Origin of the sequence: Arthrobacter sp. R4 (assembly GCF_051365025.1) — a bacterium.
Lineage (GTDB): Bacteria > Actinomycetota > Actinomycetes > Actinomycetales > Micrococcaceae > Arthrobacter.
The window spans coordinates 107,128-133,149 of the sequence record NZ_JBLWIJ010000003.1 but is presented as its reverse complement, the minus strand read 5'-3'; the positions used below and the strand labels follow the sequence as shown (position 1 = coordinate 133,149).

General features: G+C 65.4%; 19 protein-coding genes and 1 tRNA gene. 7 read left to right on the top strand and 13 right to left on the bottom strand.

Going from position 1 to position 26,022, the window contains the following annotated elements; translation table 11 throughout:
• Nucleotides 1–25 precede the first annotated feature (25 nt).
• From ACLKOZ_RS02670 to ACLKOZ_RS02660, 3 genes are all read right to left on the bottom strand, one after another.
• Nucleotides 26–1,006 carry a ribose-phosphate diphosphokinase gene (locus ACLKOZ_RS02670; RefSeq protein WP_337346602.1) on the bottom strand — a complete coding sequence of 327 codons (981 nt, stop codon included), beginning with the start codon at nucleotides 1,004–1,006 and terminating at the stop codon, nucleotides 26–28.
• The gene (glmU, locus tag ACLKOZ_RS02665) at nucleotides 1,006–2,487 is read right to left on the bottom strand and encodes a bifunctional UDP-N-acetylglucosamine diphosphorylase/glucosamine-1-phosphate N-acetyltransferase GlmU (protein WP_436472598.1); all 1,482 of its coding nucleotides are present in this window, start codon (nucleotides 2,485–2,487) and stop codon (nucleotides 1,006–1,008) included. Before glmU ends, ACLKOZ_RS02670 begins: the two co-directional genes overlap by 1 nt.
• A gap of 123 nt (nucleotides 2,488–2,610) precedes the next feature.
• Nucleotides 2,611–2,682: transfer RNA gene (locus tag ACLKOZ_RS02660), tRNA-Gln, on the bottom strand.
• Between the two features lie 124 nt (nucleotides 2,683–2,806).
• Here ACLKOZ_RS02660 and ACLKOZ_RS02655 point away from each other — a divergent pair.
• Complete coding sequence (locus ACLKOZ_RS02655) at nucleotides 2,807–3,433, top strand: TetR/AcrR family transcriptional regulator (protein ID WP_436472596.1); 627 nt, start codon at nucleotides 2,807–2,809, stop codon at nucleotides 3,431–3,433.
• Nucleotides 3,434–3,780: 347 nt separating this feature from the next.
• On the opposite strand, the gene ACLKOZ_RS02650 is transcribed toward ACLKOZ_RS02655, so the two are convergent.
• The 5 genes from ACLKOZ_RS02650 to ACLKOZ_RS02630 form a co-directional block, all read right to left on the bottom strand.
• Nucleotides 3,781–5,607, bottom strand: a complete 1,827-nt coding sequence (locus ACLKOZ_RS02650) for an ABC-F family ATP-binding cassette domain-containing protein (RefSeq protein WP_337346605.1) — start codon at nucleotides 5,605–5,607, stop codon at nucleotides 3,781–3,783.
• A 37-nt stretch (nucleotides 5,608–5,644) separates the two neighbouring features.
• The gene (locus tag ACLKOZ_RS02645; RefSeq protein WP_337346606.1) at nucleotides 5,645–6,607 is read right to left on the bottom strand and encodes a 4-(cytidine 5'-diphospho)-2-C-methyl-D-erythritol kinase; all 963 of its coding nucleotides are present in this window, start codon (nucleotides 6,605–6,607) and stop codon (nucleotides 5,645–5,647) included.
• Nucleotides 6,604–7,476 carry a 16S rRNA (adenine(1518)-N(6)/adenine(1519)-N(6))-dimethyltransferase RsmA gene (gene rsmA / locus ACLKOZ_RS02640; protein WP_337346607.1) on the bottom strand — a complete coding sequence of 291 codons (873 nt, stop codon included), beginning with the start codon at nucleotides 7,474–7,476 and terminating at the stop codon, nucleotides 6,604–6,606. The genes ACLKOZ_RS02645 and rsmA overlap by 4 nt, the downstream gene beginning before the upstream one ends.
• A gap of 162 nt (nucleotides 7,477–7,638) precedes the next feature.
• The gene (locus ACLKOZ_RS02635; RefSeq protein WP_436472592.1) at nucleotides 7,639–8,796 is read right to left on the bottom strand and encodes a transglycosylase family protein; all 1,158 of its coding nucleotides are present in this window, start codon (nucleotides 8,794–8,796) and stop codon (nucleotides 7,639–7,641) included.
• A gap of 282 nt (nucleotides 8,797–9,078) precedes the next feature.
• Nucleotides 9,079–9,984 carry a TatD family hydrolase gene (locus ACLKOZ_RS02630; RefSeq protein WP_436472590.1) on the bottom strand — a complete coding sequence of 302 codons (906 nt, stop codon included), beginning with the start codon at nucleotides 9,982–9,984 and terminating at the stop codon, nucleotides 9,079–9,081.
• A gap of 163 nt (nucleotides 9,985–10,147) precedes the next feature.
• Here ACLKOZ_RS02630 and ACLKOZ_RS02625 point away from each other — a divergent pair, with 163 nt between their 5' ends.
• From ACLKOZ_RS02625 to ACLKOZ_RS02615, 3 genes are read left to right on the top strand one after another with little or no spacing between them, the layout of a single operon-like run.
• Nucleotides 10,148–11,278 carry an AAA family ATPase gene (locus tag ACLKOZ_RS02625; protein WP_436472588.1) on the top strand — a complete coding sequence of 377 codons (1,131 nt, stop codon included), beginning with the start codon at nucleotides 10,148–10,150 and terminating at the stop codon, nucleotides 11,276–11,278.
• Between the two features lie 10 nt (nucleotides 11,279–11,288).
• On the top strand, nucleotides 11,289–12,803 hold the full coding sequence (locus ACLKOZ_RS02620) for a DUF58 domain-containing protein (RefSeq protein ID WP_436472586.1): 1,515 nt from the start codon (nucleotides 11,289–11,291) through the stop codon (nucleotides 12,801–12,803).
• Nucleotides 12,800–15,292, top strand: coding sequence for a transglutaminaseTgpA domain-containing protein (locus tag ACLKOZ_RS02615; RefSeq protein ID WP_436472584.1), 2,493 nt, complete (start codon nucleotides 12,800–12,802; stop codon nucleotides 15,290–15,292). Before ACLKOZ_RS02620 ends, ACLKOZ_RS02615 begins: the two co-directional genes overlap by 4 nt.
• Before the next feature lie 37 nt (nucleotides 15,293–15,329).
• Here the strand turns inward: ACLKOZ_RS02615 and ACLKOZ_RS02610 are convergent, their stop codons facing one another.
• Nucleotides 15,330–16,829, bottom strand: coding sequence for an NAD-dependent succinate-semialdehyde dehydrogenase (locus tag ACLKOZ_RS02610; protein WP_436472582.1), 1,500 nt, complete (start codon nucleotides 16,827–16,829; stop codon nucleotides 15,330–15,332).
• A 214-nt stretch (nucleotides 16,830–17,043) separates the two neighbouring features.
• Nucleotides 17,044–17,949, bottom strand: a complete 906-nt coding sequence (gene rsmI, locus ACLKOZ_RS02605) for a 16S rRNA (cytidine(1402)-2'-O)-methyltransferase (RefSeq protein ID WP_436472580.1) — start codon at nucleotides 17,947–17,949, stop codon at nucleotides 17,044–17,046.
• A 46-nt stretch (nucleotides 17,950–17,995) separates the two neighbouring features.
• On the opposite strand from rsmI, the gene ACLKOZ_RS02600 reads away from it, so the two are divergent.
• Both ACLKOZ_RS02600 and ACLKOZ_RS02595 read left to right on the top strand, forming a co-directional pair.
• Complete coding sequence (locus ACLKOZ_RS02600) at nucleotides 17,996–19,726, top strand: dolichyl-phosphate-mannose--protein mannosyltransferase (RefSeq protein WP_436472578.1); 1,731 nt, start codon at nucleotides 17,996–17,998, stop codon at nucleotides 19,724–19,726.
• Nucleotides 19,727–19,794: 68 nt separating this feature from the next.
• Nucleotides 19,795–21,621: an AMP-dependent synthetase/ligase gene (locus ACLKOZ_RS02595; protein ID WP_436472577.1), complete on the top strand. Its 1,827-nt coding sequence runs from the start codon at nucleotides 19,795–19,797 to the stop codon at nucleotides 21,619–21,621.
• Between the two features lie 29 nt (nucleotides 21,622–21,650).
• On the opposite strand, the gene ACLKOZ_RS02590 is transcribed toward ACLKOZ_RS02595, so the two are convergent.
• Nucleotides 21,651–22,736, bottom strand: coding sequence for a TIGR01906 family membrane protein (locus tag ACLKOZ_RS02590; RefSeq protein ID WP_436472575.1), 1,086 nt, complete (start codon nucleotides 22,734–22,736; stop codon nucleotides 21,651–21,653).
• Nucleotides 22,737–22,859: 123 nt separating this feature from the next.
• Entirely contained in the window at nucleotides 22,860–23,852 is a 993-nt protein-coding gene (locus ACLKOZ_RS02585; protein ID WP_436472574.1) for a stage II sporulation protein M, read from the bottom strand.
• A 72-nt stretch (nucleotides 23,853–23,924) separates the two neighbouring features.
• Here ACLKOZ_RS02585 and ACLKOZ_RS02580 point away from each other — a divergent pair, with 72 nt between their 5' ends.
• Nucleotides 23,925–24,725 (top strand): RDD family protein, encoded by an 801-nt coding sequence (locus ACLKOZ_RS02580; protein ID WP_436472605.1) that lies wholly within the window; start codon nucleotides 23,925–23,927, stop codon nucleotides 24,723–24,725.
• Between the two features lie 3 nt (nucleotides 24,726–24,728).
• Here the strand turns inward: ACLKOZ_RS02580 and ACLKOZ_RS02575 are convergent, their stop codons facing one another.
• Nucleotides 24,729–25,967 (bottom strand): L,D-transpeptidase, encoded by a 1,239-nt coding sequence (locus ACLKOZ_RS02575; RefSeq protein WP_436472572.1) that lies wholly within the window; start codon nucleotides 25,965–25,967, stop codon nucleotides 24,729–24,731.
• Between the last annotated feature and the right edge of the window lie 55 nt (nucleotides 25,968–26,022).

Sequence of the window (26,022 nt, the reverse complement as noted above, 5' to 3'; positions counted from 1 at the left end):
CCCCCCCCCCCCCCCACCACCAGGATCAGGCGTTGCCGTCGAACAGGCTGGTGACGGATCCGTCGTCGAACACTTCGCGGATGGCGCGTCCAATCAGGGGCGCGATGGACAGAACCGTCAGCTGGGGGAAGCGCTTGGCGGCAGGGATGGGCAGGGTGTCGGTGACCACCACTTCGCGGGCGCCTGACTCGGACAACCGACGGGCGGCAGGGTCGGAGAAGACGGCGTGGGTCGCGGCGATGATGACATCCTTGGCCCCGGCGTTCTTGAGCACCTGGACGGCTCCGGAGATGGTTCCGCCCGTATCGATCATGTCGTCGATCAGGACGCAGGTGCGGCCTTCGATCTGGCCAACAACGGTTTTGGAGACTGCCTGGTTTGGAACGGTGAGGTCGCGGCTCTTGTGCACGAAGGCCAGCGGGGCGCCGCCGAGGCGCTCCGCCCACTGCTCGGCCACCCGGACGCGTCCGGTGTCCGGGGAGACGACCGTGATGTTGTCCGCGGCAACCCGTGTGCGGATGTAGTCAGCGAGCAGCGGGATGGCCATGAGGTGGTCAACGGGGCCGTCGAAGAATCCCTGGATCTGGGAAGTGTGCAGGTCAACGCTCATGATGCGGTCAGCACCGGCAGTCTTGTACAGATCTGCGACCAGTCGGGCGGAAATCGGCTCACGGCCGCGGCCCTTCTTGTCCTGCCTGGAGTAAGGGTAGAACGGCGAAACTACGGTGATGCGCTTGGCGGATGCCCGCTTCAGCGAATCAATCATGATCAGCTGCTCCATGAGGTGGTTGTTCAGCGGTGCCGGGTGCGCCTGGATGACGAAGGCATCCGTGCCGCGGACGCTCTCACCGGCGCGCACGTAGATTTCCCCGTTGGCGAAGTCGTACGCGTCGATGGGCAGCAGCTCGGTTCCCAGCTCCTTAGCGATCTCCCGGGCAAGCTCGGGATGTGCCCGCCCCGCGGCAAGCACCAGCTTCTTCTCGCCGTGCGCCGTAATTTCGCTCATTATTGCTTGCCCTCTTCTGTAGGTGCCTGGGTACTTGAGGAATCTTCGGTGGCCGCCTGGGCCAGCTCTGCGGAGCGTGTGCCGGGCCGGTTGGCCAGGACCCAGCCTTCCGAGTTTCGCTGCGCGGCGAGCGTCACTGCCAGTGCGCCGGCCGGTACGTCCTTGCGGATCACGGCGCCGGCACCGCTGTAGGCCCCATCGCCCACGGTGACGGGGGCAACAAACACTGTGTTGGAACCTGTGCGGACGCCAGAGCCGATGACTGTGCGGTGCTTCTTCTCGCCGTCGTAATTGGCCGTGATGTTGCCGCAACCGATGTTGGTGTCCTCGCCGATCTCGGCGTCGCCGGCATAGCCAAGGTGGGACAGTTTGGAACCGCGGCCGATGGTGACGTTCTTCGTTTCGTAGAAGGCGCCAATTTTGCCGGTGTCGCCCAGGACTGTGCCGGGACGGAGATACGTGAAAGGCCCGACGGCGGCATCCGCTCCGATCACCGCGCCGGAACCATGGGTGCGGACCACCTTTGCTCCTTCACCCACTACAACGTCCGTCAGGGTGGTGTCGGGGCCGACGACGGCGTCGCGGGCCACCTTCGTGGCGCCGTGCAGTTGGGTATTGGGCAGGATCCGGACGTCCTCATCGAGTGTGACGGTGGAATCGATCCAGGTGGTGGCGGGGTCTACCACGGTGACGCCGGCCCGCATCCAGGCCTCGACGGTCCGGCGGTTGAGTTCTGCCCCGAGCGCCGACAGTTGGACGCGGTCGTTCGCGCCCTCAACCTGCCAGCGGTCCTCGGTGACGACGGCGGCGACCCGGCCGCCCGACTGCCTCGCCAGCCCCAGAACGTCAGTGAGGTACTTTTCGCCCTGCGAATTCTCGGTGGTGACGTGCACCAGCGCATCGCGCAAGACAGCGGCGTCGAAGGCGTAAATGCCGGAGTTGACCTCGCGGATGAGCCGCTCCGCTTCGGAAGCATCCTTGTGCTCACGGATGCCCGTGACGGTTCCGTCGTCGCCGCGCAGGATGCGGCCATAGCCGGTGGCGTCGTCCAGCACAGCCGTCAGGACGGTCACCGCGTTGGATTCGCGTTCATGGGTGGCAACGAGTTCGGCCAGCAGGCTGCCGGTCAAAAGCGGAACATCCCCGTAAGTGACAACGACCGTGCCGGTCAGCGGCTGGTGTGCGTCGAGGGCGTGGAGCGCAACTTCAACGGCGCGGCCGGTGCCCGGAATGTCATCCTGGTCAACGATGACGGCGTCCGGGTCAAGGTCCACCAGTTGCTTGGCCACGAGGTCACGCTCATGCCGGACAACAAGGGCCAGCTGCCGGGGGTTGATGCTGCGGGCGGCCAGCAAGGCATGCCCCACCATGGAGCGGCCGCCAATTTCGTGGAGGATCTTGGGGGTACGGGATTTCATCCGGGTACCGGCGCCTGCTGCCAGAACGATGACGGCGGCTGGGCCGGTAGTCTCGGGGATCACGTACGGGCTCTCCTTGCTTGTTTGCGCGGTGCTTGCATGCGCCGTGCGCCGGCGCGGTGCCGGCCGGGCCGGCGGCCTGGTGCGGCACCGAGATCATCCTACTGGACGGTCATCGCACAGCAGTTCCGCCCATAGGATTCGAACCTATACTCCACGGCTCCAAAGGCCGGGGTGCTGCCATTACACCAGAGCGGACCATGCCGCCGGCACAAGGCCCGGGCACAAGTATTTATTTTGCCATGGGTTCGGGGCCCGATGCGACATCGGCCGGAATCCGCCATCATCGAGTCGCTGCCCGACGGTAAGGCATGATGGAAATGTGACCAACAACCCTCCTCGGATTCGCATGACAGGCCTGCAACGGCGCAGCCAGCTGATCGAGGTGGGACGCGGGCTCTTCGCCATCCGAGGACTCGACGGAACAACGATTGAGGAGATTGCCGCCTGCGCCGGGGTATCCAAACCGGTCATCTATGAACACTTCGGTTCCAAGGAAGGCCTGTACACGGAGGTAGTGGACTTCGAGTTCCGCATCCTGCTCGACGCGATCAACAGCGCCCTGACCGAAGAAGCCAAGCCGCGCATCATGGTGGAGCGCGCCGCCCTCGCCCTGCTGACCTACATCGAGGACCGCACCGACGGCTTCCGCATCCTGATGCGGGACGCCCCGCCGTCGCAGCCGGAAGGCGCCTTTTCCACGTTGCTGTCCCACGTCACCGCCCGGGTGGAACACATTCTTTCCGACGAATTCGATCGTCGCGGCTTCAGCGCCGAGGACGGCGCCATGTACGCGCAGATGCTCGTGGGCATGGTGGCCATGACCGGCCAGTGGTGGCAGGACAGCCGCCAACCGGACAAACACACGGTCGCGGCACACCTGGTCAACCTCGCCTGGAACGGCCTCACAGGCCTCAAGAAGGAACCGGAGCTGACGTCCGAGGGCTGAGTCTTCCGGCCGGCTTTGCAAGCCTCAGTGGTTGCCTTCGCGGCGCAGGCGCCCTTCGCCGTCGTCCGTGGTCACCACGGCGGCGCAGTGGCCCTTCGCCGTCGCTTAGACACGACGCATAGGGGCACCTGCGGTCGCTGAGCGACCTCCAGCGCCCGATGCGCCGCGATGCGCGACTACACGAAGACCCCCTGCCCCGCGATTGCCGAAGGTTCCATTGGGGATCAGCCGCCCAGGCACCCCCACCCCCAACCTGCAGAAGGTTCCGCGTGGGTTGCCGACTGTTCCACGGCGGCAAGGTAACGTGCCCTCGCCCAAGGCGACCGAGGCCGGCGAGGCCCAACAGGCTACTCGCCGAGGACTTCCAGGGCCTCTAACCATTCGAGTTCCAGCGCTTCGCGTTCACCGGCGAGGTCCTTGAGCTTCTTGTTTTGCTCGCCCAGGGCATCGAAGTCGTTCTCGGCGGTGCTTTTGACCATCTGGTCGTGGAGCTTCTTTTCCTGCTGTTCGAGCTTGCCCAATTGGCGTTCGATCCGGTTCTTGGCCTTGCGGGCGTCGCGCTTTTCGGCTTCGGAGGCTCCGGAGGATGCGGGAGCTGCGCTGCCGCTCGGACCGGTGACGGGATTGCCGCCGCCGGTGATGGTGGATCCGGCCAACGCTGATTCGCGGAGCTCCAGGTACTGGTCCACGCCGCGCGGCAGGGCGCGGATCTTCCCGTCACCCAGGAGTGCCATCTGGTGGTCGGTGACGCGCTCCAGCAGGTAGCGGTCGTGGCTCACCACCACGAGGGTGCCCGGCCAGCCGTCCAGGACGTCCTCGACGGCGGCGAGGGTGTCTGTGTCGAGGTCGTTGGTGGGCTCATCGAGCATCAGCACGTTCGGCTCCCCCACCAGCAGCCGCAACAGCTGGAGGCGCCGACGCTCACCGCCGGAGAGATCCTTCACCGGAGTCCACTGCTTCTCCTTCGTGAAGCCAAGCTGCTCCACGAGCTGGCCTGCCGTGAATTCTTTGCCACCCACGTTGAAGGATCGTTTCTCGCGCTCGATCACTTCGATAACACGGAGGTCCGAGACGTCGTCGAGTTCTTTGACTTCCTGGGTCAGCACGGCGGTGACCACAGTCTTGCCGCGCTTCAGCTTGCCGGAGGACGGCTCGATCTGGCCGTTCAGGAGCTTCAGCAGGGTGGTCTTGCCGGCACCGTTGACGCCCACCAGGCCCAGCCGCTCACCAGGCGCAAGCCGCAGGGTGATGTTGTCGAAGAGCTTCTGCCCTTCATCGCCGCCAAGGTAGTCCAGCGACACGTTTTCCAGGTCCAGGACGTCCTTGCCCAAGCGGGCCGTGGCCATCTTGCTCAGTGCCGTGGAGTCGCGCGGCTCCGGAACATCGGCGATCAGGGCATTGGCTGCCTCGATCCGGAATTTCGGCTTGGCCGTGCGGGCAGGGGCGCCGCGCCTCAGCCACGCCAGCTCCTTCTTCACCAGTTGCTGGCGCTTGCTTTCCATCACCGTGGCCGAGCGGTCACGCTCGGCGCGTGCCAGGACGTAGGCTGCGTAGCCGCCGTCGAACGGGTCCATGATGCCGTCGTGGATTTCCCAGGTCTTGGTGCAAACTTCGTCGAGGAACCAGCGGTCGTGCGTGACCACGAGGAAGGCGCCCTGGTTGGCCCGCCACCGGGTCTTCAGGTGCCGGGACAGCCACGCGACGCCTTCGACGTCAAGGTGGTTGGTGGGCTCGTCGAGCATGATGACGTCATGGTCCTCGATCAGCAGCTTGGCAAGCGCCACCCGCCGCTTCTGCCCACCGGACAGGGCGTGGACGTTCGCGTGCCAGTCGACGTCGGACACCAGTCCGCCCATGACCTCGCGGATTTGGGGGTTGCGGGCCCATTCATAGTCGGCCTGGTCGCCCACGATCGCAGCACCGACGGTGAGGTCGCCGTCGAGTACGTCACTCTGGTCCAGGTATCCGATGTTGACTTCGCTGCGCTTGGTCACCCGGCCGGAATCCGGGGTGGAGCGCATAGCCAGCAGGCGCATGAGCGTCGATTTGCCGTCGCCGTTCCGGCCCACCATGCCGATCCGGTCGCCCTCCTCAAGTCCGAGGGTGATGCCGTCCAGGACGGTGCGCGTCGCGTACGAAACCGTGAGGTTTTCGCCGCCAAGAAGGTGTGCCAAGGGGACTGCTTTCTACTGCTTAATACGAAGAGGGCTCTTAAAGGAGGGTATCGGAGATGATGCGGGCACCCGGCACGGGCCCGTGCACAGCCCAGGCCGTAAGACCATGGTGCAGCAGGTCCTCCGCGAGGCTTTCGGCCGCCGCCGGGCTGTGGGCCAGCAGGGCCACAGTTGGACCCGAGCCTGAGACGATGCCGGCGATGGCGCCGAGCGATTCGCCCATGCCCAACGTGCTGCGGAGGTCCGGGGCCAGTTCAATGGAGGCACGCTGCAGGTCGTTCACCAGCACCCTGCTCAACGCTTCGGCGTCTCCGCTGCGCAGTGCCTGCAGGATCTTGGGATCCACGCCGTCCGGCTCGGCTGCCACAACGCCCTCGGCCTCGCGAAGCCTGTCCAGGGTCCGGTATACCTCCGGGGTGCTGAGGCCGTACTCAGCTGCCACCAGCACCCAGTCGGTCTGGGCCTTGGCCAGCGCCGGCGAGAGTTCGTCGCCCAGGCCCAGGCCCACGGCCGTCCCGCCCAGCAGGGAGAACGGAACGTCGGCACCCAACTCCCCCGCCAAGTGGGCCAATTCCTCCCGCGACAGGCCGCTGTTCCATAACGCATCGCACGCCAGCAACGTCGCAGCAGCATCCGCCGAACCACCGCCCATGCCTCCAGCGACCGGCACGCGCTTGGTGATCTCGAGGTGGACCCCCGTGGCATGTTCGGAGACATCGGCCATGATGGCAGCGGCTTTGTAGGCAAGGTTGTTCTCATCCAGCGGGATGTCCACGCCGTCGAGGTCAAGGGTGCTGTCCGGGCTGATGCTGACTGTAATGCCCGGGGCCTCCATGCTGGTGGCGGAGACCTCTTCGTAAAGAGAGACCGCCAGGTACACGCTGGCGACCGAATGGTAGCCGTCCGGCCGGAGCGGGCCCACATCCAGGGAAACGTTGACCTTCCCCGGGGCTTTAACGCGGACGGTCCGCGCGGCGAACCGTCCTGCAAGCGCATTCACGCGGTGGCCTCACGGGCTTCGGCAATCCTTGCGAAGGCTAAGATATCGATGACTTCGCCCCGGGCCGTGGGATCGACGCCAGCTGCCACCAGGCAGCGCTCGGCCTCGGCCGCGCCACCTGCCCAGCCCGCCAAGGCCGCCCGCAGGGTCTTGCGACGCTGCGCAAACGCAGCGTCGATCACAGCGAAGACTTGTTCCCGCGTGGCAGTCGTGGCAGGCGGCTCCCTCCGTGTGAAGGCTACTAGCCCGGAGTGGATCTTAGGTGCAGGCCAGAACACGTTCATGCCGATCACCCCGGCCTTGCGCATGCTGCTGTACCACGCGGCTTTGACGGACGGCACCCCGTACGTCTTGGATCCCGGTCCTGCCGCGAGCCTGTCGGCCACTTCGTCCTGCACCATCACGAGGCCGTGTTGGAGGCTCGGGAAGTGCTGAAGCAGATGGAGGACCACTGGTACGGCCACGTTATAGGGAAGGTTGGCAACGAGCGCGGTCGGTTCCACGGGCAGCGTCGTCACCTTCATCGCGTCAGCCTGGACGAGGTGGAAGTCGTCAACGGCCCCTGGCCGCCATTCAGTAACGGTATGGGGCAGCTTCGCGGCCAGGACCGGATCAATTTCGACGGCGACTACCGACTTTGCGGCGTCCAGCAGCCCCAGCGTCAGGGAGCCGAGCCCAGGACCCACCTCCAGGACGGTCTCGTCAGCTCCGATATTGGCAACTGAGACGATCCTGCGGATGGTGTTGCCGTCGATGACGAAATTTTGTCCGAGAGTCTTTGTGGGCCGGATTCCGATCTCTTCCGCCAGCCGGCGTATGTCGGAGGCACCGAAGAGGGGTGCGGGCGCGGCGGGGCTCGGTTCAGTCACCTAGGTATCCTATCCCGGCGGCCATCCCCGCCATGCGGAATCAACGAAATGGCCGGCCCCGGTAGTCCGGGGCCGGCCATTACGTTGATTGTTCAGTCATGCCCGGCGCGGCTGTGGTCGGCTGCCACGGCAGGGTTGGCCCGTGAATCGGGAGCGACGGTCCTAGCTGGTGGCCGCCCAGCCACAGCCCCAGGGCTGGAGGCCACGCTGTGCGTATACGCGGTTGGCGATATCAATCTGCTGGGCCTTGGTGGCCAGGCTGGCGTTCGGGGCGTAGGCACCGCCTCCCGAGCCGATCCATGTCCGGATGTCGAACTGGAGGCCGCCGTAGTAGCCGTTGCCGGTGTTGATGGACCAGTTGCCACCCGACTCGCACTGGGCGATCTTGTCCCACATGGCTTCATTCATCATGGCCGGGGCAGCGGCACCGGTGTTTGTGCCGGCGGTGGTGGTGGCTGCCGGCTTCGCCTTGGTGCCCACCGTGACCTGCTCTGTCACAGGCTGAACGGTCACCGTCTCGGAAACCAGTGTGCGGGAAGCCTCGCGGCCATCAACCAGAACCAGCTTGAAAGTCCGCTCAACCTTTCCGGCGGCGCCAGCCTGGGTCACCTTCTTCTCGCCCTTGAACAAGTCGGCGCTTTCGGAGGTCATAGTCTCGAACTTGACGTCCTCCGTGGTTGCCGCCGTCTGGCCGGTATCCACCCTGGAGACCTTGACCACCATGTTGTTTACCACGGGGGCGTTGCCCGGCTGCGAACTCCGGTCGTTCACGCCAAGGCTCACGCCTGCATCCTCAAGGACGGCCTGCACCGTGGAGGCGGTGGTGGTTGCCGTGGTGACTTTTCCGTCGGCAACGATGCTGACGTTCTTGGGCGTTGTGATGGAGACGAACGACCCGTCCACGGCCAGCTGGGCGTCCTTCGGAACGGACACGGACGATGAACTGGCCACACCGAGCTCGGTCACGAGTCCGGCGACGTCCGGGGACGTGGTGCTGACGGTCTTTTCGGAGCCATCGAGACTGACTTTCACGGCCTTGGCCATGTTCACATTGATAACGGTGCCGTTTTGAACGGTCTCGTCGACGGACGGCGATACCCGGTCCGCCGGCTTCAGGTCCAGTTTTGCGCTTTTGACAACCTGGCCCACTGTGCCGCCGAAGGTCTGGATTGAACTGACCTTACCGTCGACATTGAGCGTGATTGTTTTGTTATTTCCGACAAAGGCGACGAGCCCGAGCACGAGCGCGCAAAGCACCACCAGCTGGGTACCAACCTTGACGAAGCTGAACTTGCCGTCAGATGTGAAAAGCTTGACCACGATTGCCCGTAACTTTAGGACCATCCGGGCACGGGGAAAAACGCAGTAAAACACCCGGCGCAGAACCCCTGAGGTCAGCTCCGGGCACCTTTGCGCCGCCACACTCCACGCGGCAGGCATGCGGCATCACGGCCGTTCATGATCCTGCAGCGGATGAAGTGAATTATCCGAAGGCCTTCCCCGACCCCGGCTAATAGTTACCCACTGTAACCGTAGCGTTATAAAGCGACCAAGAATTTTGCATACCCGGTATTTGCAGGCCCTCAGTCTACGGTGGCGGTCTCAGTCCCAGGATCCGTAGGCCCGCACAGTATTTTCGCTAATCTGCTGACAAAGACCCGCAAGGTCGGCTCCTGTCACATTAGCCATGGCCCTGACCGTGTACGGCACCATATAACTGGCGTTTGCCCGGCCACGGTGCGGGTGCGGAGTAAGGAAGGGTGCGTCGGTTTCCACCAGCACCAGACCGGGTTCGGCCACTGCGAGCGCCGCCCGAAGATTGTGGGCGTTCTTGAACGTCAGGGTGCCTGCGAAGGACATGTTCCAGCCCTCCGAATTGCAGATTCGGGCCAACTCCTCATCCCCCGAAAAGCAATGGAAGACCACGCGCTCGGGAGCCCCTTCTTCACGCAGGACCTTCACTACGTCGTCATGGGCGTCGCGGTCGTGGATCTGGAGGGTCAGGCCCAGCCTCTTGGCGATGTCTATGTGGCGCCTGAACGAGTAGCGCTGATGCACCAGGCCCTCCCCTTCCGTGCGGAAGAAATCCAGCCCGGTTTCACCAATAGCCCGGATGCGGGGATGGGCTGCAAGCCGCTCAATCTCCGCCAAAGCGTCCTCCAGCTCGCCGCGGGCGGCGTAATCCGGGGCGTCATTGGGGTGCAGTGCCACAGCACCCAGCAGCCTGCTGTCCTGACCTACCGCCTCCACGGTGAAGCGGGAGGATTCGAGGTCGCAGCCCACTTGGACCGCCCCTTGCACTCCGACCGCCTGGGCGGCATCCAAGGCAGCGGAAATCCCCACTGGCCCCGCGCCGTCGGGAAAATCAAGGTGGGTGTGGTTGTCCATGACCGGGACCGGCAGCGGCTCGGGCGCCGGCGGAAAGGCCCGCCCGCCAGCAGCCGCAACCGAGGCTGAACCGTCCGTTCCGGCGGCACGGTAGGCGGCGGGAATCAGCGAATTGCACATCCCACTAGCCTAGCGGCGGCCGATCCACCGAGAATTACGGGAACTCTCTGTCAGGCACGGCAGTTCTGTTAGTAGTCTGTTACCAACAGATGCGAACGCCCACCGACGGGCGAAGGCAGGCTTGCTGTCCCGTCCCAGTCGGTACCGGGCTGAAAGGTTGCCGATGGACTCCCACCGACGCACGGCCGTCAATGAGATCGAAACCGCAGGCCGGACCTACGCAGGGATTGCGGAACCGGTCACGCAGCTGAACGGCCACAAGGTCCAGGCGATGGACGCGGCCGCTTTCCACTCTGCAAGCCGGCGCATCCTGGACGAGATCAATACAGTCATCGATGGAAAGTCTGAGGCCGCGAAACTGGCCCTGACCGTCCTGCTGGCCCAGGGCCACCTCCTGCTCGAGGACGTGCCCGGCGTCGGCAAGACGCTGCTCGCCAAGACCCTCGCACGGACCATCGACTGCACAGTAAGCCGGATCCAGTTCACCCCCGACCTGTTGCCTTCCGACGTCACCGGCGTGTCCATCTACAACCAGTCTTCCCGCCTGTTCGAGTTCCGCCCGGGGGCGGTGTTTGCCAACATCGTCATTGGTGACGAAATCAACCGGGCCTCGGCCAAGACACAGTCCGCGCTCTTGGAGTGCATGGAGGAGCACCAGGTCACCGTGGACGGGCACTCCTACAAACTTGATGAGCCGTTTATGGTGGTCGCCACGCAGAATCCGATCGAGATGGAAGGTACCTATCCCCTGCCGGAAGCGCAGCGGGACCGCTTTATGGCACGTATCTCCATGGGCTATCCGGACAAGGACTCCGAGATCGAAATGCTGGAAACCCACCAAGCCACGTCGCCGCTTGCAAAGGTCTCGGCCGTGGTCACCGCCGCAGACGTCGCGGCGATGATTGCCGCTGTCCAGAAGGTCTATGTATCGCAGGCCGTCAAGGAATACACCGTGTCCGTCGGCAGGGCCACCCGTGAGAGTCCCCTGCTCAGGCTAGGCGCCAGTCCTCGCTCGATGCTGCAGCTGCTCCGCGCGGCCAAGGCCACGGCAGCCCTGGACGAACGAGATTTTGTGCTTCCCGATGACGTGGTCAACGTTGCCGAATCTGTCCTTGCCCACCGGATTATCCTGGACCGCAAGGCCGCCAGTGCCGGGGAGACCCCACACAGCGTCATCCGCGGCATCCTGAACAGGCTTCCCGTCAGCCAGGACCTGGCTGACGCCGCGACCCGGTTCGTGGCCAAGCCGGCGCCGGGCACGCCACCGGGCTCCGGGCTCCGCAGGAATCACTAGGCAGAGTCCCATGGCACTGCTGGACCGACTGCCCCGCCACCTTTTCAGCCAGCGCGGCTGGGGCCTGCTCGCGGCCGGTGCCGTGTCGCTGTTGGCCGCTCAGATCATGGGCCGCCGGGATCTCCTGAGCCTCAGCGTCCTGCTGATCGTGCTTCCCCTCATCTCGCTGGCCGGAATCCGTCTGGTCAAGCCCAAATTCCAGGTCTACCGGGAGTTTAATCCTTCGCCGGTGGAAACCTCGGCTGCCACCACTGTCCGGCTGGCTGTGGCGCGCACCGGGCAGGGCACCGGCCGCGCCATCATGGAGGAGCGCCTGCCCCCGCGGTTCGGGGAATCACCGGCGTTCCGCTTCCCCGCGCGGTCGGCAACCGGTGGCACCAGCCGGTATGAATACCACCTGCGTTCCAGCCAGCGCGGTCAATTTCTTATCGGGCCGGTAACGGCGGAGTTCACCGACCCGTTCGGGCTGTCCCTTCACCGGCAGGCAATCGACGACGGCGACACCCTCACGGTGACGCCCGCCGCCGTCGAGCTTCCGGTCACAGGACTCGCTGGGGCTCGCGGGAACGACGGCGTCACCGCGACCCGGATCCGGGCTAACCCGAGCGACGACGACGTGATGACCCGCGAGTACCGGCACGGCGACCCCATGCGCCGGGTACATTGGCCGGCGACTGCCCGGCACGGAGCGCTGATGGTCCGGCAGGAGGAGTCGGTCACTACTCCGGAGGCCACCATCATCCTGGACCAGCGGTTTGTCGCCTTTTCAGGCAGCCCGGGGACCGGATTCGGTGGGATCGGGTTTGGCGGATCCGCTGCCGCGGACGGGCACGACATGCTCACCAGTGGCACCTTCGAGTGGGCAGTGGTGGCTGCCATCTCCGTCAGCACGCACCTTGCCGAACGGAATTATGCGCTGCGGCTGCTCGATGCCCGGGGCGAACCGGCTTTCCTGCGTTCGCCTTCGGCGCCTGAACCGGAGGCGGAGGAGTACGTGGGCACGGGTGGGCTGCAGTCCATCGCCGAAAGCCTGGCTGCCATCCAGCTCTCCGGTCCGCATCACGGCCATCACGGCCATCACGGCCATCACGGCCACAACGAGGCTGGCCGCTGGAGTCCGGCTCTCGCGGCCGCCCCCCGCAAGGACGCCGCCGCCATCGGGCGGGACCATGGCTTTGCGCAGGATCCCGGTCCGGCCCCGTTCGACGACGGACTCATGGACAAACTTTCGGCGCACCGGATGCGGGGTCCTATCATCGCGCTCCTGGGCAGGGTGTCCATGGCCGAAGCCAATGCCTTGGCCCCGGCCGCAGGCTATGGCGCCAATGCGTTCGCCATCATCGTCGCCGAAAGGCCCTCGGAGTTCCACGAACAGCTTGAAGAGCTGCGGCGCGGAGGGTGGCGCGCAGTTGCCGTGTCCCCGGCCGTTCCGGTGCCTGCAGCATGGAGCCACTTTGACCAAGGCGGAGCTGCGCTGGATACCGCAGCAGCCGATGTCCGGCGCGGCGCGGGGGTGACACGATGACACTCGCCCCCGAGAAGCACACCTCCTCCACCGCGGAGCCGGCAATTTCTCAGACATCCGGCCATGCGCCAGGCAGGGTGCGGGTGGGCGCCTACCCGTGGGTCATGGCCGGCGCGGTAGGGCTGTCTGTGTGCGGCGCGGCCCTGTCACTGAACGGTGTCCTGAGGGGATGGGCGTGGTATCTGCCAGTCCTGACCACCGTTTTTGTGGTGTGCCTGACCATGGCCGCGCTGCGGGCCGCCCGGGCGCAGCCGCTCCTGGTCACCGCCGGCGGCCTCGCTTCGCTCATAGCCATCCTGACGCTGACGTTCTTCCGCAGCACAGGCATTGCCGGAATCATCCCGTCGGGCGCCACCATGAAGGAGTTTGACAGGTTCATACGCCGTGCCAGCGAGACGGTACTCGCCGAAAGCGCGCCTGTGGCCCCGAACGCCGGAATCGTCATGGTGACCTGCGCGGTCCTCGGCCTGATGGTCATTCTTATCGACGCATTGGCGTTGCCCCTTGGCACGCCGGCCACCACGGGCCTGGGCCTGTTCGCCATCCTGATCGTGCCCGCCATGGTTAAGCCGCAGAGCGTGGGAGTGTGGAGTTTCAGCGCCACGGTGGCCGGCTACCTGCTGATTCTGGCGTGCAGCCAGTGGTTCGCCCCGGACGCGGGCACACCAGCCGACACCGCCCGCAACCCCGGGCATTTGAAGCGCGCCGCACTCACCGGATCCGTTGCCCTCGTGGCCACGCTGATCATTCCGATGGCCATCCCTGGCTTCGACCAAGGTACATTCCCGCAAGGATCGCGCGTGAACCCCTGGGGCACGTCCACGGGACTTAATCCCATGATCACGCTTGGAAACAGCCTCCGCACTCCCGCTGGAACCGGACGGATCACGTACGCTACGAACGCCGTCACGCCGCTCTACCTGCGTTCGGTCACGGTGGACAATTTCGACGGCGACTCCTGGGGACCGGACGACCGTGAGGAATCGCGCCAACCGGTGGCCGGGCCGATCGAGACTGGCTACGAGATCCCTGCTGAGGAGCAGCTCCGCTACGTGACCGCAGTGGAGACGGGCGCCTTCACGAGCCCATACCTGCCGGTGCCGTATGCCCCCGAATCGATCCGGGGGCTGGGCGGGCGCTGGTCCTGGGATCCCGCCACCCTGAGCATCAAAGGGGTAGATACCAACTCGAGAAGCCAGGAATACACCGTGGTCTCCTCTGCGCCGCGGCTCACTGCCAGTCTGCTCGACCGGTCCTCAGCAGCAGTGCAGGGCATTGCGGAGGATTTCACCCGGGTTCCAGGCAACGTTCCTGACATCGTCAGGACCACGGCCGACTCCGTCACCGGATCGGGCGGCAGCGCTTACGCAAAGGCGATGGCCATCCAGAGATACCTGCGGTCAGCGGACTTCACGTATTCCCTGCAGTCCCCGGTCCAAGGCGGCTATGACGGCAACGGACTGTCGGTGCTCGCCGATTTCCTCACCCAAAAAAGCGGATACTGCATCCACTACGCCTCCGCTATGGCCGTGATGGCCCGGTTGGAGGGGATCCCCAGCAGGATCGCCGTCGGCTACGCCCCTGGGCGGCTGACTGGAGCTACAGTGAACGTCGCCGGACAAGGACCACTCTCCGAGTACGAAGTGGACGCACGTGATGCCCATGCCTGGCCGGAGCTCTACTTCCAAGGGCTAGGGTGGGTACCGTTTGAGCCCACCCCCTCGCGTGGGGTGGTCCCCGAGTATGCCACCGAAAGCTCGGCAGCAGGCGCCCCGGGAGCCATCGAAAACAATGACGACCTCATTCCATCCAACGGTGCGACAGCAACGCCTTTGCCCAGCGCGGCACCATTGCCCGTTCCCGGTAACGGCGGCCCGGGCAGTGAGGCAGGTTCGCAGGTTCTGCCTTGGCTGCTGGGCCTGGCAGGATTGGCAGCGCTGATCCTCCTGCTGTCCTCACCCAGGCTCGTGCGGCTAGGGGTCCGGGCCCGCAGGCTGCGAACCACTGATCCCCCGTCTCCGGCGGCCATCCCCATGGCGTGGTCCGAGCTCCGTGACCTCGGCACGGACTATGGCTTGCCTCCCGGACCGAGTGAGACGCCCAGGTTGTATTCGGCCCGGCTCCGCAGCTCGCCTCTGCTCGGTGAACCCGGCGGAATGGACGACGCCGCGCACCAGGCCGTCATCTCGCTCACCGCCGATTTCGAACGGCGCGCTTACGGCCCTCCTGCCGGCGATTCCCCCGCGGCGGGCAAGGACAAGCCGGCCGCCGCCCGGATTGTGGCCCTTCAGGGCTCCATGCGGGCTAATGTCACCCGGGGCAGAAGGCTGCGCGCCGAGTGGCTCCCGCAGTCGGTCATGGCGCTTTGGGGGAGGATACTGACGGCGCCGTTCCGGTTCGTTGGCCGGCAGGTCCGACGGACGGTAAAGGCCGTCGCACGCTCGTGGTCACGGGCGCGCGACGACCTCCGGCGCCTCAGCGAAGGCTAGTTGCCCCAACCGATGCGCACCTGGCTTCTGCGAAGCCTCAGCCTGCGTAGGGGTCGGCAATGCCGATGTACTGGGTGTAGAGGTATTCCTCGATGCCTTCCAGCCCGCCTTCACGGCCCAGGCCGGACTGCTTGACGCCGCCGAAGGGGGCAGCGGCGTTGGAGATCACGCCGGCGTTCAGGCCGAGCATGCCCGTTTCAAGGCGTTCACCCATCCGGATGCCGCGGTTGAGGTCCCTCGTGAAGACGTAGGCCACCAGGCCGTACTCGGTGTTGTTGGCGAGCCGGATGGCTTCCTCTTCGGTGCCGAAGGTGATGATGGGTGCGACGGGGCCGAAGATTTCCTCGGACAGGATCCGGGTTCCTTCGGTGACTCCAGTGAGGATGGTGGGCTGGTAGAAGTAGCCCGGACCTTCTGCCGGGGCACCGCCCAGGACTGCCCTCGCGCCGGAGGACACGGCGTCGGATACCAGTTCGTGGACCTTGTCCCGGCTCTTGGCATCGATCAGCGGACCCACCTTGGAGTCAGGCTCGGTGCCGCGGGCGGTGGTCATTTCGGACATCTTGGCAGCGAACTTCTCCGCGAACTCTTCAGCGACGGACTCGTGCACAATGAAACGGTTCGCGGCGGTGCAGGCCTCACCCATGTTGCGCAGCTTTGCCAGCATGGCTCCGGCGACTGCGGCGTCCAGGTCCGCGTCCTCGAACACCACGAACGGGGCGTTGCCGCCGAGCTCCATGGAGGTCCGCAGGACGGTTTCGGACGCGTCGGCAAGAAGGCGGCGGCCCACCTCGGTGGAGCCGGTGAAGGAAAGCTTCCGGAGGCGCTGGTCCTTGATCAGCGGGCCGGTGGTGGCGCCGGCCGTGGAGGTTGGAATGACGTTCAGGACGCCGGCGGGCAGGCCGGCTTCCTGCATGACGGCGGCGAAAAGCTGGGACGTCAGGGGTGTCAGGTTGGCGGACTTCAGCACCATGGTGCAGCCTGCGGCGACGGCGGGAGCGATCTTGCGGGTGGCCATGGCCAGCGGGAAGTTCCACGGTGTAATCAGAAGGCAGGGACCCACCGGCTTCTTGGTCACGAGGAGGCGCGACTTTCCGTCCGGGGAGACCGAGTAGCGGCCGAACGCACGGACGGCTTCCTCGGAGAACCAGCGCAGGAACTCAGCACCGTAGGTCACTTCGCCGCGGGCTTCGGCCAGCGGCTTGCCCATTTCCATGGTCATGAGGAGCGCGAAGTCTTCGGCACGCTCGGTCACCAGATCAAAGGCACGGCGCAGGATCTCCCCGCGTTCACGGGCCGGGACCCGCGCCCACGACTCCTGTGCCGCCGCGGCGGCGTCCAGGGCAGCCTTGCCGTCTTCGGCACCCGCGTCAGCAATGCTCAACAGCACTTTGCCCGTGGCGGGGTCCTCGACGTCGAACGTCTTCCCGGAAGCGGCCGGCCGCCACTCACCATTGATAAGCAGGCCGGTGGGAACAGAGGCCAGCAGCTCGCTCTCGCGCTCTGCGGTAACAGCTGGCAGTGCAGTGACAGTCACGATGACTCCCTCGTCAGTAAGGTTTTTCCAGCCGTGCAGCGGCGCCCGAGCGGCACGCCTTGTTGGCTGATTAACTGCCAGACTACTGCCGCCGCCACCGGCGGTCTACGCCTCTACGCACTACAGAATGAGCTCGGCTCTGTGCAGGTGCACAGCGCCGTCCCGCGTGATTTCGCGCTATCAGTCGGCCGTTGGAAGTCTCTCCAAGGCCGGGTCAGCGCGCCGCCAGAACGGCGGAGTACAGTTCTCGCTTGCTGACCCGGACGTCTTCGGCCACCGCTGCAACGGCTTCCTTAAGCCTGATTCCCTGCGCTACCAGCGCATTGACGGCCGCTACATGGTCTTCCGGCGTTCCCGGCGCCTGCTCAGGCGCTCCGCCCAGCACTACTGCGATCTCACCCCGGACCTCATTGCCTTCAGCCCAAAGCAGAAGCTCGCCCACAGTTCCCCGGATGACCTCCTCATAGGTCTTGGTCAATTCCCGGCAGACCGCAATCCTGCGCTCGGCGCCGAACCGCTCCCGCAACGCCCTGAGCATGGCCTCCAGCCGGTGCGGAGCTTCGAAGAACACCATGGTTCGCCGCTCCGCAGCAAGGTCTGCCAACCTGGACGCCCGCTCCCCCGCTTTCCGGGGAAGGAAGCCTTCAAAGCAGAACCTGTCGGTGGGCAGGCCGGAGAGTGCCAGGGCTGTCAGCACCGCTGACGGGCCCGGGGCGGCAGTGACGGTGAGCCCGGCGGCAACAGCTCCCTCAACGAGCCGGAAGCCCGGGTCCGAAACAGACGGCATCCCCGCGTCGGTGACCATGACCATTGTTTTGCCAGCCCTGACGGCGTCGAGGAGTTCGGCTGTCTTCGTCGCTTCGTTGTGCTCGTGGTAGCTGATGACGCGGCCTGCCACCGTGACGCCAAGGTTCTGCACCAGGCGGTGGAGCCGCCTGGTGTCCTCTGCAGCGACGATGTCAGCAGTGGCCAGCAGTTCGACAAGCCGTGCGGAGGCGTCGCCTGAGTTGCCAATCGGCGTTGCGGCCAGCACGATCCTTCCCGGTCCTGCAATGCCGGCGTTAGGCATGGCGTCGTCAGGCAGGTTGGAGTCGGGCAGGGTTTCGGGGTTAGGGTCCACGCCACCAGCCTACTGCTGGCCAGCGGCACAAGCTGCAAAAGGTAGCATGGGGCACGTGACGCAGACCCCCACGCGGCCCGCCGAGGCCGGTCAGGCCCACCCGCTGGACCCGCCCATCGGCCCGCCGGAAAGCGCCGCACTGGCCGTCGCCTCAGCCGGCAAGCCCTGGATCGTCCGGCCAGCCGTGGCATTTTCCACCCAAGCACTCCAAGAGCGGATGATCGGCAGTATCCGCAGCTGGCGTGACTACCCGCCCTCGCTCCGGTTGTGGTTCTGGTTGGTGCCGCTGCTGACGACGGCCATCGGTGGCGTACTCCGGTTCACCCGCCTGGACACTCCGCCCAGCCTGGTTTTTGACGAGACGTACTACGTCAAGGACGGCTATTCGTTGCTCGTCAGCGGCTATGAGCGAAGCTGGCCGGACAAGGCCAACGACTCCTTCAATGCCGGGAACCCTTCCGTCCTCCTTGGCACGCCCGAGTATGTGGTCCACCCTCCGGTGGGCAAATGGATGATCGCCGGCGGCATGTGGCTCTTTGGCGCCGACAACCCCCTGGGCTGGCGTTTCTCAGCGGCCCTTACCGGTACCGTTTCCATCCTGCTGCTCGTCCTCATCGCCCAAAAACTGTTCCGGTCCCTGCCCCTGTCCGCCGCGGCAGGGCTGCTGCTGGCTGTGGACGGACACCACCTGGTGATGTCACGGACGTCGCTGCTGGATATCTTCCTGATGTTCTGGGTCCTGGCTGCCTTCGGCGCCCTGCTAATGGACCGCGACGACGGCCGCCTCAAGCTGGCGGCGCGACTCGCCAGGCAGGCCGCGGCCGGAAAGGATGGCAGACCCTCCCCGGGCCAACTGCTGGCCGGTCCATGGCTGGGCATCCGGTGGTGGCGGATCGCCGCCGGCGTTTGCCTGGGCCTTGCAGTGGGGACCAAGTGGTCCGGGTTGTTCTTCCTGGCGGGCTTCGGGCTGCTATCTGTCGTGTGGGACCTCTCCGCACGCCGGGTCGCCGGAATCCGCGGCTGGATCACCGGGGGCATCATCAAGGACGGGCTACCGGCTTTCGCCAGTATGGTTCCGGTCGCAGCCGTCGTGTACACCGCCACCTGGACCGGCTGGTTCCGTTCGGATGACGCCTACTTCCGGCGCTGGGCCGGGTCCAACCCCTCGACCGAGTGGGGTTGGCTGCCTGACTCTGTCCGGTCGCTGGCCCACTACCACCTGGAGGCGTACAAGTTCCACCAGGGGCTGGGCTCCGAGCACCCCTATGAGGCGAGCGCGTGGAGCTGGCTGGTGATGGGCCGGCCCACATCCTTCTTCTATGAGTCCCCGAAGCAGGGAGCCCCGGGATGCGATGTCCCCAACTGCGCTTCTGCCATCCTCTCCGTCGGCAATCCCCTCGTATGGTGGGGAGCCACCATCTCGCTGGCAGTACTCCTCTTCTGGTGGGCGGGACGCCGCGACTGGCGTGCCGGGGCCGTACTCACCGGGGTGGCTGCGGGCTACCTGCCCTGGTTCCTGTACCCGGAGCGAACCATGTTCTACTTCTACGCCATCTCCTTCGAGCCGTTCCTGGTGCTGGCACTGGTGTACTGTCTGGGCCTCGTCCTTGGACGGAATACAGATCCACTGTGGCGCCGTCGTTCCGGGCTCTACCTGGTAGCACTCTTTGTTGCCGGCGTAGTGCTGCTGTCCGCCTTCTTCTACCCCGTGTGGACAGCCGAAGTCATTCCGTACCATGAGTGGCGCCACAGGATGTGGATGCCTTCCTGGATCTAGGGCAGGATTGCAGAAGACCCTGACGATTTCAGCCCCGCAGCGCTATGGCAGCCGAACGGAGACCGCCTGTGAGAGAAGCAAGCACAGAACTGCTCGTGGAGCTTGATCCTGCCAGCAATGTGACGGACCTCCTCCTGGAACAGCAGGCCAATCCTGCCCACGCCCTGTATGCACGCAAGGGACCCAACGGCTGGACGGACATCACGGCCCAGAAGTTCCTCCAGGATGTCAGCGCCCTGGCGAAGGGCCTGATCGCCGGCGGGCTGGAGCCTGGCGACACCGTAGCGGTCATGTCCGCCACCCGCTACGAGTGGACGCTGGTGGACTTCGCCATCTGGTTCGCCGGGGGCGTCACGGTGCCGATCTACGAGACTTCGTCGGCAAGCCAGATCGAGTGGATCCTGCATGACTCCGGGGCTCTCAGGGTCTTCGCGGAGGACCACGGAAAGGTTGCGCTGGTAGCCAAGGTCCTGGCGGCTTCCGAGCTCCTCAAGGACCGTCTGGTTAACGTCGTGAGAATGGACCACGACGGCGTCGCCCCGGATCTCGCGAGCCTCGCCGCTGCCGGCATGGGGGTTACCGACGCCGAGCTCGAACGGCACCGCTCCGCGGCTGCACTGAACGACGTCGCGTCCCTCGTGTACACGTCCGGGACTACCGGTAACCCGAAGGGCTGTGAAATCACCCATGGGAACTTCGCCCTGGTGGCCAAGAACATCGTGGCCTTCCTCCCGGAGCTCCTGGTGCAGGAGAACGCCCGAACCTTGATGTTCCTGCCGCTGGCTCACGTCCTGGCACGTGCGGTCCAGGTGGTGTGCCTGAGTGCCGGGGCCACGCTGGGGCACACGGGCACCGCAGCACAGCTACTGGAGGACCTGGCCACCTTCAGGCCGACGTTCTTGTTGGTGGTGCCGCGAATTTTCGAGAAAGTCCGGGCCGGCGCCGCGCAAAAGGCCGCCCTTGCCGGCAAATCGGGCATCTTCAGTACCGCATCGGCTGCTGCGATCCGTTTTTCGAAGGAGCAGGACGAAGCTGCCCGGGGTGAGGGCAGCGGGCCCGGTTTCCTGTCCCGCACCGCTCATGCACTCTTCGACCGGCTGCTGTACCCCAAACTCCGCCAAGCCATGGGCGGTCAGATCCGCTACACCGTTTCCGGGGCCAGCCCCCTTGCTGCTGAGGACGCCCATTTTTTCCGTGGTGCCGGCATTCCCGTCCTTGAGGGGTATGGCCTGACCGAAACTACCGCACCCTGCACTGTGAACACCCCCACCATGACCAGGGTGGGCAGCGTGGGCATACCCATTCCCGGCACTACCATCCGAGTCGCTGAGGATGGCGAGATCCTGGTGAAGGGCATCGGCGTTTTCAAGGGATACCACGCCAACGAGGCCGCCAACGCGGAGGCTTTTGTGGACGGATTCTTCCGCACCGGGGACCTTGGCCGGCTTGACCCCGAGGGGTTCCTGACGATCACGGGACGGAAGAAGGACATGCTGGTCACTGCCGGCGGGAAGAACGTTGTTCCCGGTCCCCTCGAGGAAAAGATCCGCGCCCACCAACTGGTGGGTCACGCCGTGGTCGTGGGAGAAGGGAAGCCGTTCGTCTCCGCCCTTGTCAGCCTGGATCAGGAAGGCCTGGAGAGCTGGTGTGCGCTGCACAAGGTGCCGGCACTGTCCCGGCGCGAAGCCGCGGCTGATCCGCGGGTGCGGGCGGCCATCCAGGAAGCAGTGGACCAGGCCAACGCACTGGTCTCCCAGGCCGAATCCATCCGCAGCTTCGCAGTGCTGGACGCCCAGTTCACCCTCGATTCAGGGCACCTGACGCCGTCGCTCAAACTCAAGAGGGCCGCCGTCGTCCGCGATTTCGACGCGGAAATCACCAAGCTTTACGGCTGAACTGCCCCCGGGGGCGGAGCCGCCCGCCCCTACACGGCCTCGACCTTTGCCGAGGCCTCCTGCTCGTCATCGGTCAGGCCGCGGCGGCGGCGTGTAGGCCACGTCAGAACCAGGGTTGCCAGCGCCACAAGCAGCACGAGGGCGGCTATCACGATTCCGGCGTCGATCCAGAACTGGCCCGGGAACAGCCTGATCAGGGTGTCCTCCAGCGCAAAGGTCCATGTCCCGCTGGCGAAGAAGATGCGGTGGAATTCGGTGAAGAACTGTTGCCAGCCCAGCACGGCCAGCGCACCGAGACCCAGGATGATCACCAGGGTCAGGATTGATCCTGCGAAGAGGCCGCGGCGCACCCCGCCATTGCTTCGGCGGCGCAGGTAGGCGATCGCGATGATGCTGACGAGGATCAGGAGGGCACCGGCGCCGAAAGCGGAAAGGATGACGAGTTTCACGTCCGCCATGTGGCTGACCTCGCTGCCTTTGAAGAGCTCGTCTCCGCTGCGGTTGACGAGTTCGCCCAGGTAGCGGGGCCCGGACCAGTTGCTGAGGTAGTCAACGGCGTAGGAGCCGTAGGTCATTCTGTCGTCCGTGCTGAAGCCGTAACCGTCGCCCGGAAATCCGGGGCGGTTGTACTCGATCCAGAGGAACAGGGGGCTGGTGACGGCGCGGACTCCCAGGACCAGGAGGATGACGGGATACATGATGGCGAGCAGCACCTGCATCACACGCGGCGTCAGCGGCTTGGCCTTTGCCGCACTCTCGCGCTCGGCGTTGCGCCGCTCAACTTCTTCCTGTGGCGGACGGACCTGGAGGGCCGAGGTGGGCAGCGGTTCGCTGAACAGCGGCGGACCTTCTTCGCCCGCAGGTTCGACGGCGGCCTCGGCAGCCTTGCGGCCAGCCCGGCTTTCGGGCTGCGGGGAAGTTTCCCCGTTGCTGCCTGTGCTCTTCGACGGCCCGGTGCTGTCAGGCCGTTTTGAGGGCCCCGTCTTGTCCGGGCTGCCTGACGGGGAGTCACTCATCCACGAAAAGGCCGGCTCATCCGAATCCGCCGAGGTGTCCAAGAGGGGATCCGGCTGCGGCTCCTTGCGTTTGGCAGGGGTCGGAGAATTGTCATTCACAGCAGCGTCACTTCCGTTGGGGTCCGTGGAGCCGGCTCGGGTCCGGGCAGCACAAGTATCTCTTGACGAGCCTACCGTCCGGTCCTCCGGCAGTGCGAGGTGCCACCCCGGGCAGGCATCGATTCAGGCTGCGATTTCGCTGTACCCGGCATCCTCGGTGCCAAGGTCACCGCGGGCCCCCGCCAGATAGGCCCGCCGGCCCCAGACCAGTACATACAGCCAGTACGCGGCCAGTACCGCGGACCCAATGCCAATCTTCGCCCACACAGGCAAGGGACTGGGGGTCACGAATCCTTCCACCAGGCCGGAGACGAACAGCACCAGCACCAGCCCCAGCGCCACGGTGATCAGGGACCGGCCTTCCTGCGCGACGGCACGGCCGCGGGTGCGGCGGCCAGGGGAAACCATGGCCCAGAAGATCCGCAGCCCCGCGGCGCAGGCGATGAACACCGCCGTCAGTTCCATCAGGCCGTGCGGGAGGATGTAACTGTAGAAAACGTCGGTCTTGCCGGAGGCGGCGAAAATACCGGCAGCAATGCCAACACCCTGGGCGTTGCTGAACAGGATCATGGGCACCCAAAACCCTGTGATCCCCAAGGCAACGGCCTGCGCGCTGATCCAGGCGTTGTTGGTCCAGACGGCACCGGCGAACGAGGCTGCCGGGTTTTCCGAGTAGTAGTCGATGAAGTCCTCTTCGACGTACTGCCGGACAGCTTCTTCGGACGCGACAGCACGGAGCGCCTCCGGCGAGGTCCCAATCCACAGCGCGTACGCGGCGCCGATCAGGATGAACGCTGCCCCGCAGGCCACCGTCAGCCATCGCAGGCGGTACAGCGCGGCAGGCAGTGCGACGACAAAGAAGCGGGCCAGATCGGCCGCAAAATTCGAGCGGGCTCCCGTGAAGCGAGTCCTCGACTGGGCCAGGGTTGCCGAGAGTGACGCCGAGAGCCCACTTTCAGGGGCGATGGAGCGGATGAGGGAAAGGTGCGCGGAAGTCAGCTGGTACAAGCGCAGCAGTTCGTCGGCTTCGGCCCCGCTGAGGCGGCGTTTGAAGGCAAGCTTGTGCAGCCTCGACCAAGTATCCCCATTGACGGCGGAGAAGGCATCCATATCCACGGCTACAGCCTAACCTCACGCCATTAGACTGTGAGCGTCTGCAGGATAATTCGCGTGGAACGGAACACCGCATTGAGCTCAATCGTCACGGGCGAGGCCGTTGTCCTGGAACTGCGTCCCGCCTCCTTCGCCGCGCGTGCGCTGGGGCTGCTGCTGGATGTGATGGTCAACGTGGTCCTGCTGGTGCTCATGCTGTTCGGCGTGGCCGCCGCCAGCGCCGAACTCGATGAAGCTGCCGCCCGGGCCCTGATGCTTTCCAGCGTGGTGTTCTGCTTTGTGATTGTCCCGGTGGCGGTGGAAACCCTGAGCCGGGGCCTCTCGCTGGGAAAGCTGGCTGCGGGTCTGCGCGTGGTGCGAGACGATGGCGGCGCCATCCGCTTCCGGCATGCCGTCATCCGCGGGCTGACCGGCTTCCTGGAGATCTACCTCACCCTCGGCGGTCTTGCCATTGCTGTGGCGCTCTTCAATGACAGGTCCAAGCGGCTCGGGGACATCATGGCGGGAACGTACGCCCTCCGGAGCCGCGTGCCCGTTGAAGGGGCGGCCCCGGTGTATATGCCGCCCCGGCTGCGCGCCTGGGCAGCAGCAGCCGATATCGGCCGCATCCCGGACGCCACTGCCCGCCAGGCATCCCAGTTCATTCGCCAGGCGGGCCGGATGTCACCACTGTCGCGTGCAGGCATGGCCGCCTCGATTGCGACCGAACTGGCAAGGCATGTGGCACCTCCCCCGCCGCCGGGAACCGGCCCTGACGAGTACCTGGCCGCCGTGGTTGCCGAGCGCCGCAACCGGGAGCTGTCGCGGCTCGGCGAGGCCCGTCGTCGTAATTCCGTAGTGGGCGAGCGCCTGGAACGGCTCCCGTTTGGGTCGTGACGGTCAGTTGTCGTACTCAGCCCAAGGGATGTTCCAGTCACCGTAGCCGTCTTCGTGGGCCGCGTAATCCCCTTCGGTGTTGATGATCTGCACCACATCACCAGTGGTCATGTTGTCAAAGACCCAGGCGGCGCCGTCGGGGGCGAAGCCGATGCAGCCATGCGAGACGTTTTTGTTTCCGATGTACGGGAATGCTGATTCGAGCGCCTGATGAATGTAGGCGCCGCTGAGCGTCAGGCGGATTGCGTACTCAACATCCACTTCGCCGTAGTAGGCGGGATCCCCGGGCTTGAGGCCGATGCTCGCTGCCCTGAAGTGGTCGTAGCGGTTCTTCTCCATCAGAACGGCATAGCCGCGGGCGGAGGGGAAGCGCTCATCTCCCATGCTGACCGGCAGCGTCTTCACTACTTGGTCGTTGACGCTCAGGGTAAACGTGTGCGCGGCGGCGTCGGCGACGGCCACCCGCTTGTCGCCGAAGTTGACCTTGACTTTTTTGTTGAAGTTGGCGATCTGCCCGTTTCCGAGGTCAACGCCGAAGAGCTGCATGTCCATGGTGACTGTGGAATTGGCCGCCCAGAAGGCCTCCGGCCGGTACCGGACCATTGTGTCGCTGAACCAGTGGAAGGCTCCGGTCTGGCCGGCGCTGGAGGTGATCTTGATGGCCTTTTCGACGTCGGCACGGTTCACCACCGGTTCGCTGAAAATGACCTGGAGGGGCTGGCCCACACCGACCTTCATGCCATCCAGCGGGTAGATGGCTGCATCCGCTTCATGCGTGCTTGAAACAGTACTGAACGAGTGCGTTGTGCTGGTTTCGCGCCCGGCCCCGTCGGTGACCACGTAGGTGTAGCTGTACTCGGTGTTGAACTTGAGGGGTTCGGCGGCGGTCCAACTGCTCCCGTCGTCAGCAAAGGTGCCCTGAACGGGGTCGCCGGCCGTGCTGGTCAGCGTGACGCTCTCGATCCGCCCGTTGCCAACCTTGACGGCGACAGGCGCTGCTGGATTGACCTGCTTGGCGCCGTCGGCCGGTGCGACATCCACCTTCACCGGAGCAATCACGGGCGACGCGATGCCGGGGGCCGAGCGGACAGCAGAGCCCGCCTCGGATTCCAAAGAAGCATTGGCCAGGCCCGGCGCTACCGCGGCGAACGCCCCGCCGGCAGCGGCCAGGACGCACACCATAGCCACCAGGAAGATCTTCTTGGCGGTTCCGGGACGGCGCGGCTTATTGTCAGGCTCCATATATCGATCTTATGGGTAACAGGTAACAACCCCGGGCACGGCCGGCGCCCGGGGC